This window comes from Thalassotalea sp. Sam97 (genome assembly GCF_041379765.1).
In the GTDB taxonomy this organism is placed as follows: domain Bacteria; phylum Pseudomonadota; class Gammaproteobacteria; order Enterobacterales; family Alteromonadaceae; genus Thalassotalea_A; species Thalassotalea_A maritima.
The window spans coordinates 459115-471980 of sequence record NZ_CP166919.1; the positions used below are offsets into that span (position 1 = coordinate 459115).

Consider the following 12866-nt stretch of genomic DNA (forward strand, 5'->3'; position numbering starts at 1 on the left):
AGGTCTCTAAAGTTGTCAAAGATGGCAATACAGCGAGTTAGCAGATAATTAATGACAAGTGCGCAATACATGCGCACTCAAGTCATATTCAAATACCTTAAGCAAGGCGTGGGTTATTCCGAGTCAACAAAGAACTTATTGCTTTGTAAAAACTGCTCTTCTAAGGCATCGAGCATGTCTTCATTTAGGGCATCCGCCCCTTGAATTGGCTGAGATATCTTATGGTTCTCTTCCGCCCAATCGCCTAAGTCAATCATTTTACAGCGCTCAGAGCAAAATGGACGAAACTTAGCGTCTTGATTCCACACAACGTCTTTGTCACACGTTGGGCACTTTACTTTAGTAATCATAGCTTTTATAAAAATATTACTGTTACAATAGTTGGCATTATAACAATAAATGAGGTGTCGTTGTGGCTTTTACACCCTTTAACTTTTTTAAAATTTGCCTTTTCTTGTATTGTTTAATTGGGATGCACATAGCGCTACCGGGGCCTGGTGGCAGTGGGTTGTATTTAGCTCCTAATATTATTGGTTGGATGTTTATTTGCTTGCTTTGTATTAGTGGTATTTGGCAAGCAATGCGTAACGGATATATTCGTTTAATTAAGCCGATTTATTACTTGGGCCTCGCCCTGTTTTTTTTATCGATACCTGCTTTTTATCCTGATTCTAGTTTTGATGCGTCGCTACTTAGGTTATCGGCCCTGGTCATTATTCTATTATTTTGTATAACCTTACTGCAGTTTGAATGGACAAAAGAAAATAAAAAATTCGTGCTGTACTGTTTGTTTATAGCATTTTTTATAGAAGCATTAATTGGCGTCGTCCAATTTTTTGTCTTGATGCAGTTTGATGTTTACGTTGTCGCATATACGCCCGTTGCGAATAGGCCCTACGGAAGTTTTACTCAGCCAAATGTTATGGCGTCATTTATGGCTTGCCTAGTGTTACTTTCATTGTATATGAACTTCAAAAATAGCGATTGGCGCTTCAATCGGCATTTTCTTACTTTATCTAAGTTAGCAATTGTCTTAGCATCTTTGTTGGTTGTTGTGTTGCAATCGAAAACTGGTTATATCGGTTTTCTAGTGGGCACCTTGGGGTTCATGGCTCTTTATCGTAATAAGTTAGCGAAGCATAAAAAACTCATTATTATGCTGTTTGCTGGTATTTTGTTAGGTATCATATCGATAAGCACATTGAAAGTAGTCGACCGTGGTGAAGGTGTTTATACGGACAAAGGGGTAAGAACCGATATTATATTTGTTTCTTCACAATTATTTGCTGAGAATGCGATAACTGGTGTTGGTTACGGTAACTTTGAAAAAGCTTACCGCCAAAAACATCTAGAGTTATTGAATGAGCATCAATTCCTTAAAAAACCATTGTCTAGATTAGGACATCCGCATAATGAAACACTATTTTGGTTAGTTGAAGCAGGTATATTTTCAATATTGGCGATGTTAGCTATTTTTTACAGTGCTTGGATTGGCGTTAAGCATGCTCAAGCTAAGCATATTATGGCGCTTATTTTGTTAATGTTTCCAATTTTATTTCACACACAAACAGAATATCCATTTTATCATTCAATAGCGCATTTACTTGTACCTATTCTTCTTATCTTAGTCTGGTTTCAAGTGACCGAAGTTCGTATATTTAAAATGAATAAAGTGCTTGGTTTTACTGGTGCTGTGTGGCTTATTCCATGTTTTATCTATTGCGCTACCACATTACATACAATGCGGATTATTGGAGATTATCATCGCTTTAAAGAACCTCAGATATTGGATTCAATTATTAACGCACACTCATGGCAAGATTTTATAGAAGTCACGGTATATAACCAGTCACTGCAGAATGCTTTTAAAAACAGAAATTCAGATGCTGTCGAACGGTATGTATTATGGGGGCGCGAATTTGTACAAGACATGCCCAGACCAGGTTTATATCAAAACATGTTAGTCGCGTTAGGGGTACTAGAAAAAGTGAAACCTAGTTTTCGAGCTGTGTCTAAAGAAAATGTGTTGAAAGAAGCTGAATTACTTTATCCAGATCAGGATTGGAAACGGTTTAAAACATCGAAAGAAATTTAGATGACACTAGCACTTGGCTAGCTTAAATATCACGTTATCAGTGATATATTGCTGGCCTTTTTCTTGATCCAATTGCATAAAACGAATCGAATAACGGTAGCGATTACCGCTAACTGACGGGAAAAAGTCAGAAGAGGATTCTAGCTCTATTCTTAACAACAACAAGCCTTCGCCGGTATCTTGATAAAAGCTTTTATTGGCGGTAATGGTTTCAAAAGGCGACTTTTGGCGAATAAAGCGAAGTACTAAGGCAATGCTTTTTTCAATAACATTGACAGATGCTAGCCAGCGTTCGATATCTTGTTGTACAAATAACGGTGGCAGGCTTAGCCAATGTATTAATGATGGTAAATCAAAGCCGCAGTAGGCGCCAGATACGGAAAAGCGCTTACGAATCGCATCTAGAAACTTATCTTTTTTTAGCGCTCCCCACAGCGGTTGTTTAGAGCGTAGCTCGACAGATAGTTGCTTAGCTTGTTTTAAATTAACTTCTAACGCCTTGTTATTGACATCAGGCGACTTTGACCAATGAATAAGGTTGTTTTCCAGTTTTTCTAAATCTTTAATGATGTCACCGCGTACATCGGTTCTATCAAGGGTGTCTAATACCGAGAAAAAGGCATTAAAAAAACAGGTGTGATTGACGGCAAAATCATCATTGAGGCAGCTACGTGCTTGGGCAAATAATTGCTCAAGTCGTAAATAGTTGCGGATCCGCTCATTAAGCGGGTGCTCATATAAAATGCCAGTCATAATACCTTAATGCTTGAGTTGGTTATTATTGGATTTTTCTATACTATCAAAGTTATAGGTAAAGGCAACTAGCTAAGTGCAAGTAGAATGATGTCGCCATTGTAATGACGTTAAATTTCTAATTCAGCCACTAGTTTTAGAAATTGGCGATGCAATAATTCGACTTGGTTTTCGACAGATTGCAAATTACTATCGTTGTTATCAATCACAAAATCTGCGTGTATTAATCGATGATCGCGGTTGGCCTGTGCCGCCATGATCCTTTTTACCTGAGCAGGTGAGTTGTTATCACGTGATGTTGTGCGGGCCACTTGTGTTTCTGGCGAAACATCTACGACCAAGACTTTATCAACGTTTCGGTTAATACCGTTCTCAATAAGTAGCGGTGCCACCAATAAGCAATAAGCACTTTTAGCTTGCTTACATTGTAACTGCATTTGCTCGCGAATTAATGGGTGCAATAGGGCATTTAACCAAGTTTTATCATCATGGTTACTAAATACGCGTTGACGCAATTTGGCTCTATCTAAATTGCCATCGGGCAAGATAAAGTCGTGGCCAAAATGATTGGCTATGTCATTTAACGCTTGGCTACCAGGCGCAACGACTTCGCGAGCGACAATATCGGCATCGACAATGTCAATGCCGTACTTAGCAAACATATTCGCCACGGTGGTTTTACCGCTACCAATACCGCCGGTTAAACCGATAATAAGCTTTGCCACACGATAATTTCCTTGTTGCTTATTGGACTGTGCCATTAGCCTACTAGCCTATTAGACCTATATACCAAGCCCAAATACCTTCACCCCATAATGCGGTAATCCAACCAGCTACGGCTAAATAGGGACCAAAAGGAATTGGCTTTGAACGCTCATGATTACTTAATACCATCATACTAATGCCGACAATGGCGCCAACAAGTGATGCCATTAAAATCAATAACGGTAATAACTGCCAGCCAAACCATGCACCAAAAACGGCAAACAGCTTAAAGTCGCCATAGCCCATACCTTCTTTGCCAGTAATCAACTTAAACAGCCAAAATACTGACCATAAACTCATGTAGCCAACAATAGCGCCAATAACCGCTTGCTCAAGTGGAACGAAAACATTGAATAAGCCCAATATCAAGCCAAGCCACACCAGCGGTAGCGTGATTTGATCAGGCAAAATCATTTTATCAAAGTCGATCATGGTTAACGCGATTAAGCACCACGTTAATACTAGCATTACCGCTGCTTGTACACTCACACCGTAATAACTCACCACAATCAGTGAGGCAATGCCAGTTACGAGTTCAATAATAGGATAGCGTGCTGAGATTGGCTTAGCGCAAGAGGAGCATTTACCGCGTAAAAACAACCAAGAGATAACCGGAATATTTTCCCAAGCGCGAATTTTATGTCCACAGTGCGGGCAAGTTGATGCTGGTTTTGATAGGGTGACTTGCTCCGTAGGCTTAATTTTCTTCTTATCGATTTCATCGGCTAAAAATTCGCGACATTCACATGCCCATTCTTGTTCGAGCATTTTTGGTAAACGATAAATCACCACATTTAAAAATGAGCCAATAAGCAAACCTAAAATAGTGATGGTAGTATAATAAACAGCAGGTTGCTGTTCGAATAGAGATAAAACGTCAGTGAACACAGTAAAGTCCATTTAAATAAGAGCATTAAAGGTTATTATTTTAAGCGCATGTTAATATTTACTAAATTTTAACATGCGCTTGTTAGTGATCTAAACAACTGCGCCTAGTTCGAATATTGGCAAGTACATTGCGATGATCAGGCCACCGATGACAACACCAAGCACGGCCATAATAAGGGGCTCTAGCAGTGATGTTAAACCATCTACTGCATCGTCAACTTCTTGCTCATAGACGGTTGCAACCTTGGCAAGCATATCATCTAATGCACCAGACTCCTCACCTATAGTTACCATTTGCACTACCATATCAGGAAATACATCGGCGTTACGCATTGCCAAGTTCATTTGCATACCAGAGGACACCTCAACTCTTATATCTCGTATAGCATTGCGATAAACAGCATTACCAGCAGCGCCTGAGGCGGAATCTAGCGCGTCAATTAATGGGACACCGGCTGCAAAGGTGGTGGACAATGTCCGAGCAAAACGCGCAACGGCTGCCTTGTTTAGGATTTCGCCAATAACTGGGAGTTTTAAAACTGCCGTGTCAACTTTATCACGCAAGTCTTGGCTTTTTCCATGAGCTTGTTTAAACATCCACCCACCGCCGAAAATAGCTGCAAGCGCGATATACCAATAGGCCACCATAAAATCAGATATGCCTATAACAAACTGTGTAAAAGCAGGTAATTCAGCATCAAAGCTAGCAAAAATGTCAACAAAGGTTGGTACGACAAAAATCAATAGGATAGAAGTTACAATCGCAGCAACGACTAATACTGCCACAGGGTAAAACATCGCTTTTTTGATTTTTGATTTTAATGCTTCTGCTTTCTCCTTATAAAGAGCTATTCTATCGAATATTGCTTCTAGGGCACCAGATTGTTCACCAGATTGCACTAGGTCACAATATAGCTCATCAAAATATTTCGGATGTTCACGTAAACAAGTAGAAAGTGGTAAGCCAGATTGCACTTGGTTACCTATTTCTCCAAGCAGTTTGCGAATATTGCCATTATCATTACCCTTGCCAATCATTTCAATACTTTGTACTAAAGGAACACCCGCATTAAGCATTGTTGCTATTTGTCTCGTAACAATGGCCATATCTGCAGGTTTGATTGGTTTATCGCCACCACCAAGACCCAGAAATGGTTTGGGTTTTTTACGTGTTCTAGACGGTGTAATACCCTGTTTGCGAAGTTGTGCTTTAACTTCCATAACATTGCTGCCTGGCATTTCGCCTTTGACTTTTTTGCCTTTGGTATTCACCCCCTGCCATTCGAATAGGTCAAGCGGCTTTGCTTTAGCTACTTTTTTTGTTTGTTGCGCTAATGCCATAAAATTGCCCTTGTTAGTTATTTTGCTATGCCGTTACACGACTTACTTCTGCCAGTGAGGTAACGCCACTTTTTGCTTTCAATAACGCCGATTGTCGCAAGTTGTTGTAGCCTTCTTTTTGAGCTTGAGCAGCAATATCCAGTGAGCTACCACCATCCATAATGATGGTTGCAGTATCTTGACTGATTTTCATTACTTCATATATACCGACACGGCCTTTATAACCTTTAGTACATTCATCACAACCTATAGGCTTGTATATTTGTATATCGGCAACTTCGCTGGGCTCAAAGCCAAATTCTATAAGGGCTTGCTCCGATATGTCATCCACTTCTTTGCACTTATTGCAAAGTCTTCGAGCAAGACGTTGAGCGATTATTAAGCTTACCGAACTTGCAACGTTATAAGAGGGAACACCCATATTTAAAAGACGTGTAAGTGTTTCTGCCGCAGAGTTAGTGTGCAGTGTAGATAAAACCAAGTGACCTGTTTGTGCGGCTTTAATAGCGATTTCTGCGGTTTCTAAATCACGGATCTCACCAACCATGACAATGTCGGGATCTTGGCGTAGGAACGATTTCAGTGCTTCGGCAAACGTCAAACCCGCCTTATTGTTAATTTGAACCTGGTTAACGCCCTCAAGGTTAATCTCCACAGGGTCTTCGGCGGTTGATATATTGCGCTCTTCTGTATTTAGAATATTTAAGCCAGTATACAAGGATACGGTTTTACCAGAACCCGTTGGACCAGTAACTAGAATCATGCCTTGCGGTTTAGATAGCGCATCCATATAAAGTGCTTTTTGGTCGTCTTCATAACCTAAAATATCAATACCCAGTTTGGCACTTGAGGAGTCTAGTATACGCATTACCACTTTTTCGCCCCACATAGTTGGCAGGGTGGAAACACGAAAATCAATGGATTTGTTTTTAGTAACCGCTAATTTTATACGACCATCTTGTGGTACTCGGCGCTCGGCAATGTCTAGTTTTGACATTACTTTTAAGCGGGCTGTCATACGGCTCGCTAGGTTAACTGGCGGTGTGGCGATTTCGGTTAAAATACCATCGACACGAAAGCGAATTCTAAAGGTCTTTTCAAAAGGCTCAAAGTGTAAATCGGATGCGCCGCGTTTAATCGCATCTAATAGAATTTTATTGATGTAGACAACAATAGGCGCATCATTTTCTCCGCCATCTGCGTCGTCTTCTTTTTCGGTATCTTCAACATCGATGTTACCTAACTCAGCAGCATCTAAATCGGTTATTGCCAATGCGGAATGATCATCTTCAAGCAGTTGCTCAATCGTTTTTTGTAACTGCTCGTAATCAGCCAACACCATCTCGGTGTTGTAACCTGTATTAAATTGAAACTCTTCTAGTGCATCGATATTTGTAGGGTCAGCAACGGCAACGAATAAAATGCCACCACGCAAGTATATAGGTAACGCGTTGTGCTTCTTAATGAGTTTTTCGTCACGTAAACCATCGGGCAAGTTATCTAAGTCAATTGACTTGAGGCTAGTAATAGGCAATGCAAAAGACTTCGATAAAACTCTGGCAAGAGCTTCAGGTTTTATAATCTGCTCTTTATTGATATGCGACAATAAGCACACTTGTTGCTTTTGGCAAAGCTCGAAAATATCGGCAGCTTGCTCTTTGCTAATTAAGTTACTTTTTACTGCCGCAGACAAGATCGGTGATTGGCGGTGAATACCTTTCATAACACACTTTTTATTATTGCTATTATTCTCAGTCTACTCATTTAATTTGACAAATAAAAGCTAAAACCATACTAAAGTGAACAGGATTAACCAATCAACATAAATCGGATAGCTTACAGCCACTTGTTTTGTCGGACCATGTAACGGTTTTATTATTAACAACACCGGCTAAAATGTAGGTGTCGCTTGCTGTGATTGAGCCGATCGGTGTGGGCGTTACTCGAACGATAATATTGTTAGCGTCACCACTGATTGCCACGTTATCTACAAATGATGAAGTTGTCCAAATATCATGTGCGCTAATTTGAGAACAGTCACTTAACGCATTGGTTTGCACGCAAACATCAATGTGCTTTCTCGCAGGTCCTGCTGCCGAAATAATCGATACATAACGGGACTTGTCAGCATATTTTTGATAGCTAGGCAGTGCCATGCTTGCTAATAAAGCGACAATAGCTAAAACTATCATCAGCTCGATGATGGTAAAGGCTTTACTGTATTTCATATATAAAAAAGCCTCCTAAAGGAGGCTTTATGCACGTTGAATAATTAACAGATACCTTCGTTAAGGCACGTACTAATAGTTGTCGTTTGGTCTATATTCCAGTTAATCGCACCACCGCTAACAGGGCCATTAAATCGAATAGCAAGACCGCTAAGTTCAGAAGTAGCTGTAGCAGTAATATGGTATGCAGATGAGTTACCACCGATTACAACAGTGTTAACTAAATCTGCTGATTCCCATTTAGCACTGCTCGCGTTAAGTGCTGTACAATCTGCTGGAGTACCTGTTTGTACACACAATTCTACAGCTGTTTTTGCTGGGGTAGTTGCTAATACAACTTCTGAAAACTTAGCACGATCTGAGTATGTTTTGTATGCAGGTAAAGCTACAGAAGCTAGAATACCGATAATCGCAACAACGATCATCAATTCGATAAGGGTGAAACCCTTAGATGAGTTTAAGTTTTTCATAATGAACATCCATTAATGTTATTTTTGTTATGGGGGCTAACTGTTAATATGTAGCAGAATTTTACAAAAGTAAATGAAATTTTCAAAAATTGTACAAAAAATAGCAAGTCATTGATGTGTTTGCTGTTTTGTTAGTCGTTGTAAGCTAGATAAATACTAGCTTTGGGTATCCTGTGTTTACTGATTTAAACTTTATACAGGCAATGTGTTTTTAAAAATAACGTATTTTGCAAAGTCTTGGGATAACTCTAAGCGGAAAGGTCATTCCTACCTCGCGCGTAACAATAAATTTTAATGCCCCTCTTGTCAGGCTTCTTGAATATGACTATTAAATTGAAAATGCGCTCACAGAGAGGCAAATAGTAATAGCATGCGTGAACAAGTGCGATATTAAAAATTAAGCGGAAAGTGGTATCAACCTCTTCCGCATAATTAGATTAGTGAAATTGTTTAGATGACTTAATGGTGGGGGCTTTGGCGTTAATCAGGTGCTTTGGCGTTAAATAGCCCAGCGTTCATCTGCTTTTCTGCTTATTTAAATAAGCCCTTAAAAATTTGCGTTCACTATTTTTTAGCTTGCACTTGTTAGCTTGCAAAAATATTAAAGAATTAACTTTTAATTACTGAAAGCGCATCGACAAATCAATGGCTTGTACGTGCTTAGTTAATGCGCCTACGGAAATAAAATCAACTTTTGCTGCGGTATACGCTTTTAAGGTTTCTAGAGTCATATTGCCGCTGACTTCAAGCTTGGCTTTACCACGAGTTAATGCCACGGCGGTTTCAATCATTTGCGTGCTGAAGTTATCGAGCATAATGATATCGGCACCGGCTTCGATCGCTTGTTCTAGCTCATCTAGGCTTTCTACTTCTACTTCGACGGTTTTACCTGGGTTGATTTGCTTCGCTGTTGCTACCGCGTTGGCAATACCACCACAGGCATTAACGTGGTTTTCTTTAATCAAGTACGCATCAAATAAACCAATACGATGGTTATGGCCGCCACCACACGTAACGGCGTATTTTTGTGCGCTACGAAGCCCTGGTAGAGTTTTGCGGGTATCTAATAGTTTGGTGTGACCACCTTCAAGCTCGGCAACATATTTGCTGGTAATGGTTGCCGTGCCTGATAAGCTTTGTAAAAAGTTTAAGGCGGTACGCTCACCGGTTAGTAGTAAGCGGGCATTACCTTGCAGCTCACATAAGGTGGTGTTGGCTTTTACGGCTTGACCGTCTTGCACAAACCAAGTGATGTTTGTTGTTAAGCCACTGCTTGCATCAAGCTGCTTAAATACTTCGTTTACCCATGCGACACCTGAAATCACACAATCTTCGCGGCAAATAATGGTCGCTACCGCATGGTTTTCTGCCGGGATCAACTGCGCCGAAATATCATTTGCTGCATCTGCGGTATCACCTGGTCGTGCGCCTAAGTCTTCTGCCAACGCCCAAGCGATGGTCGCGGTGATGTCTTGTTGTAATTCAGGGCTAATAGTTAGCGTCGCGTTAGACATGGAGTTTCTTCTCTTTATATTTGTGTGTATTTGTGTGCCTACGATACGCATGCAGTATCGTGTGCTAATAATTGTAGCCAGAAATCAGCGTAACGAATACTACGTGGCCACGACAGTAATTATACTTATTTGCGATTAAGATCACGTTAGTCTTACCCAATTACCTTAAGGGTACAGCTAAATATAAGTTTAAAGGCAAGCCCAAGTGTAAAGAATGTAAAGCTATATCTAGGAGCAAAGCAGCTAGATACGCCATAGCTCAGGCGGTGCTGGCTATGTAAACTCTACAGCGTTGTTATATCAATTACTTATTGGGTTAGCGTTAGGTATTTACCACTTTGACTAAATTCTAATTGTTTTAGGGCGCTCATACCTAACAGTATTTCGTTACTTTGCATGCCTGGGTTTATATTCGCGGCAACATTATACAAAACAATGTTACCAATGCTCAATTGCTCTATTTCGGTGCGCTGCACTTTTACCGAACCGTTGGCTGTATTGACGTAATGGCTACCAAGTATAGGGAGATTTAAATTACGCGCAACAACGGCTGGGATGGATACATTGGTCGCGCCGGTGTCCAATAAAAACACCACGTCGTTGGCATTAATACTACCTGATGCCACATAGTGCCCCATGCGATTGCGCTCTAATATGACTTGGCTTCTGCCGTCTTCGGTTAATGCAAGCTCAGGACGTTGGTTTGGGTTGGCTTGCTTTTCTAGCGTGTTTTGAAAAAACATAAACGCTAAAATGAAAAACAGTAGCCATGCGATCCACATCATGGTTTTACCGATTTTTTTACTTTGGTCTATGTCATTCATAACTTTTGCTCGTTAACTTTTTGCCAGTTTCTCTTTAGCTTATTTCAGCTTATTTTCGGCTTGTTCTGGGGTTGTCTTTGGGTGGCTCGTCGCTTGCTCATTTAAGCAACTTTATACATTGCCTTGTATACAGATTATCACTGTGCGTTGTAGCTGTGCTAATCTAACGACCTGTTATTACACTATATGGTATTCAATTTGTGATTAACAATGGTTGGCTCCAACAACATGCGTGCCCAGTATATATCGAGCATATTGCCTCGCCTCATTATGATCAACGAGAAACCAACGATATAAGTTTACTGGTGATCCACAATATTTCGTTGCCGCCTGGCGAGTTCGGTGGTGATTATATTAGTGATTTATTTTTAGGGCGGTTAGATCCTAATGCACACCCATACTTTGAAGATATCTATCAACTGCGGGTGTCAGCGCACTGCTTAATTCGCCGTGATGGCGCTATTATTCAATATGTGCCTTTTAATAAACGCGCATGGCATGCTGGGGTGTCTCAATTTGATGGCCGAGATAAATGCAACGACTTCTCTATTGGTATTGAATTAGAAGGTAGCGATGATGTGCCCTATACAGAGGCTCAGTACCAAACTTTAAAATGGTTAACCAAAGCAATAAAGAGTGAATATCCCGGTATCACTAAGCAACGGGTTACTGGTCATTGTCATATTGCGCCCGGGCGTAAAACAGATCCAGGTGAAAGCTTTGATTGGCAAAGATATTTATCGTCTTTTGACTAAAATTATTGCAAAATGATATCGATTATTGAATAACAAAATAGCAAGGGTGTGCTAATGAGTCTTATCAGTTTGCTTATCGCGTTGGCGAGTGAGCGCATGGTAACGTCGAAAACATGGCGATTTAATCATTATTTTCTTCATTATTTGCAGTTCGCACTAAAATTTGTCAGTAAATACGAAATCAGCAAGAGTCGTGTCAATCTATTGGCCTTTGCGGCGATTCCCGCCATTGCTGTTTGGGCTTTATTAGCTTTTATTGACAGCAGTCTTGTAACTTTTGTTACCTCAACCTTGTTATTGGTTGTCTGTATTGGCTGCAGCAGTGCTAAAGAGTCATATAAAGGCTTTTTAAACGCCGCGATGCGTGGCGACGATGTTGCCCTTGACTATCACCAGTTGCAATTACAGCGCAATCAGCAATTTACTGGTGAGTCCTTTGGTCAAAGTCTGATTTGGGCTAACTTTCAATACTTTATGATGATTATTATGCTTTATATAGTCTTTGGTATTGTTGCTGTGGTGTTTTATCGCGTGCTACTGGCATTGCATTCACAGGTCAAAAATGACGACGAACAACCAGTGCTAGATGAATCCTGCAGTAAAAAAGTCACCAGTTTATTAGAAGTTATTGAATTTATACCGGCGCGCTTTGCTGCGTTTGGTTATATGTTGGTGGGCCATTTCTCTAAAGCGTCAACCTATTGGCTTGAAGGTTTATTAAATACCCAGATCAGCAGTCGCCAATATTTGTGTATGGTGGCTAAATCATCCGAAGAATACGAAATCGCGGAAGGCGATTTAACCGCCGAGCCGAGCTTGCTAGTACGCTTAGCAAAACGTAACTTATTGTTATTACTTGCCGCTATTGCGTTTATGACCTTAGCAGGTGTTATTTCATAAGCCATTTTTACGGCAATAGATAACGCCAATCACCTTTACTGATACTTAATTAAAAAGCTGGCTTGCCAGCTTTTTTTACATTTGTATGTTTATTGTAAGCTTGCTCGCTCTAACTGTATGTTGTTTTATTTCCGTTTTTGCTGTTTTTAAAGTGGCTTAGTGCTTGTTTATTCAACTGTTCTTTCATGTGATGAATCACGTTATTGGTCTTACCAATACGAATTTGGTCGCTTTCCCTTGCATTAATAGCGTAGCTGTCACCAGTGGTCTAATATGTAATTATTTTACATTATTGCTTAACTCTGTTATTTTAGAGCGTACTTTTATGAAATT

The 12866-nt window shown here is 40.2% G+C and carries 13 protein-coding genes; 3 read left to right on the plus strand and 10 right to left on the minus strand.

Annotation, left to right across the window (positions count from 1 at the left end):
* Positions 1 to 113: 113 nt before the first annotated feature.
* Positions 114 to 350 carry a DNA gyrase inhibitor YacG gene (gene yacG / locus ACAX20_RS02010; protein ID WP_371188155.1) on the minus strand — a complete coding sequence of 79 codons (237 nt, stop codon included), beginning with the start codon at positions 348 to 350 and terminating at the stop codon, positions 114 to 116.
* A gap of 62 nt (positions 351 to 412) precedes the next feature.
* On the opposite strand from yacG, the gene ACAX20_RS02015 reads away from it, so the two are divergent.
* The gene (locus ACAX20_RS02015; RefSeq protein WP_371188157.1) at positions 413 to 2095 is read left to right on the plus strand and encodes a Wzy polymerase domain-containing protein; all 1683 of its coding nucleotides are present in this window, start codon (positions 413 to 415) and stop codon (positions 2093 to 2095) included.
* 6 nt (positions 2096 to 2101) lie between these two features.
* Here the strand turns inward: ACAX20_RS02015 and ACAX20_RS02020 are convergent, their stop codons facing one another.
* The 9 genes from ACAX20_RS02020 to ACAX20_RS02060 all read right to left on the minus strand — a co-directional run bounded on the left by ACAX20_RS02020 (position 2102) and on the right by ACAX20_RS02060 (position 10878).
* Positions 2102 to 2848: a cell division protein ZapD gene (locus ACAX20_RS02020; RefSeq protein WP_371188159.1), complete on the minus strand. Its 747-nt coding sequence runs from the start codon at positions 2846 to 2848 to the stop codon at positions 2102 to 2104.
* Between the two features lie 110 nt (positions 2849 to 2958).
* The gene (gene coaE / locus ACAX20_RS02025; protein ID WP_371189552.1) at positions 2959 to 3573 is read right to left on the minus strand and encodes a dephospho-CoA kinase; all 615 of its coding nucleotides are present in this window, start codon (positions 3571 to 3573) and stop codon (positions 2959 to 2961) included.
* Between the two features lie 43 nt (positions 3574 to 3616).
* Positions 3617 to 4501, minus strand: a complete 885-nt coding sequence (locus ACAX20_RS02030; RefSeq protein ID WP_371188161.1) for an A24 family peptidase — start codon at positions 4499 to 4501, stop codon at positions 3617 to 3619.
* A gap of 90 nt (positions 4502 to 4591) precedes the next feature.
* Entirely contained in the window at positions 4592 to 5842 is a 1251-nt protein-coding gene (locus tag ACAX20_RS02035) for a type II secretion system F family protein (RefSeq protein WP_371188163.1), read from the minus strand.
* Positions 5843 to 5867: 25 nt separating this feature from the next.
* Positions 5868 to 7565 (minus strand): type IV-A pilus assembly ATPase PilB, encoded by a 1698-nt coding sequence (pilB, locus tag ACAX20_RS02040; protein ID WP_371188165.1) that lies wholly within the window; start codon positions 7563 to 7565, stop codon positions 5868 to 5870.
* A gap of 94 nt (positions 7566 to 7659) precedes the next feature.
* On the minus strand, positions 7660 to 8070 hold the full coding sequence (locus ACAX20_RS02045; RefSeq protein WP_371188167.1) for a prepilin-type N-terminal cleavage/methylation domain-containing protein: 411 nt from the start codon (positions 8068 to 8070) through the stop codon (positions 7660 to 7662).
* A gap of 44 nt (positions 8071 to 8114) precedes the next feature.
* A complete protein-coding gene (locus ACAX20_RS02050; protein ID WP_371188169.1) occupies positions 8115 to 8540 on the minus strand; it encodes a prepilin-type N-terminal cleavage/methylation domain-containing protein in 426 nt (141 codons plus the stop codon).
* A 620-nt stretch (positions 8541 to 9160) separates the two neighbouring features.
* On the minus strand, positions 9161 to 10054 hold the full coding sequence (gene nadC / locus ACAX20_RS02055; RefSeq protein ID WP_371188171.1) for a carboxylating nicotinate-nucleotide diphosphorylase: 894 nt from the start codon (positions 10052 to 10054) through the stop codon (positions 9161 to 9163).
* Between the two features lie 308 nt (positions 10055 to 10362).
* Positions 10363 to 10878, minus strand: a complete 516-nt coding sequence (locus tag ACAX20_RS02060) for a TIGR02281 family clan AA aspartic protease (RefSeq protein WP_371188172.1) — start codon at positions 10876 to 10878, stop codon at positions 10363 to 10365.
* A gap of 200 nt (positions 10879 to 11078) precedes the next feature.
* Here ACAX20_RS02060 and ampD point away from each other — a divergent pair, with 200 nt between their 5' ends.
* Together ampD and ampE are read left to right on the plus strand one after the other, a co-directional pair.
* Positions 11079 to 11633 carry a 1,6-anhydro-N-acetylmuramyl-L-alanine amidase AmpD gene (ampD, locus tag ACAX20_RS02065; protein WP_371188174.1) on the plus strand — a complete coding sequence of 185 codons (555 nt, stop codon included), beginning with the start codon at positions 11079 to 11081 and terminating at the stop codon, positions 11631 to 11633.
* Between the two features lie 54 nt (positions 11634 to 11687).
* Complete coding sequence (ampE, locus tag ACAX20_RS02070) at positions 11688 to 12533, plus strand: regulatory signaling modulator protein AmpE (RefSeq protein ID WP_371188176.1); 846 nt, start codon at positions 11688 to 11690, stop codon at positions 12531 to 12533.
* Positions 12534 to 12866 lie beyond the last annotated feature (333 nt).

Bases quoted from the DNA above. Each gene is read 5' to 3' on its own strand.
- pilB (WP_371188165.1), bottom strand. From the start codon at position 7,565: ATGAAAGGTATTCACCGCCAATCACCGATCTTGTCTGCGGCAGTAAAA.
- ACAX20_RS02035 (WP_371188163.1), bottom strand. From the start codon at position 5,842: ATGGCATTAGCGCAACAAACAAAAAAAGTAGCTAAAGCAAAGCCGCTT.
- ACAX20_RS02060 (WP_371188172.1), bottom strand. From the start codon at position 10,878: ATGAATGACATAGACCAAAGTAAAAAAATCGGTAAAACCATGATGTGG.
- yacG (WP_371188155.1), bottom strand. From the start codon at position 350: ATGATTACTAAAGTAAAGTGCCCAACGTGTGACAAAGACGTTGTGTGG.
- nadC (WP_371188171.1), bottom strand. From the start codon at position 10,054: ATGTCTAACGCGACGCTAACTATTAGCCCTGAATTACAACAAGACATC.
- ACAX20_RS02045 (WP_371188167.1), bottom strand. From the start codon at position 8,070: ATGAAATACAGTAAAGCCTTTACCATCATCGAGCTGATGATAGTTTTA.
- ampE (WP_371188176.1), top strand. From the start codon at position 11,688: ATGAGTCTTATCAGTTTGCTTATCGCGTTGGCGAGTGAGCGCATGGTA.
- ACAX20_RS02020 (WP_371188159.1), bottom strand. From the start codon at position 2,848: ATGACTGGCATTTTATATGAGCACCCGCTTAATGAGCGGATCCGCAAC.
- ACAX20_RS02050 (WP_371188169.1), bottom strand. From the start codon at position 8,540: ATGAAAAACTTAAACTCATCTAAGGGTTTCACCCTTATCGAATTGATG.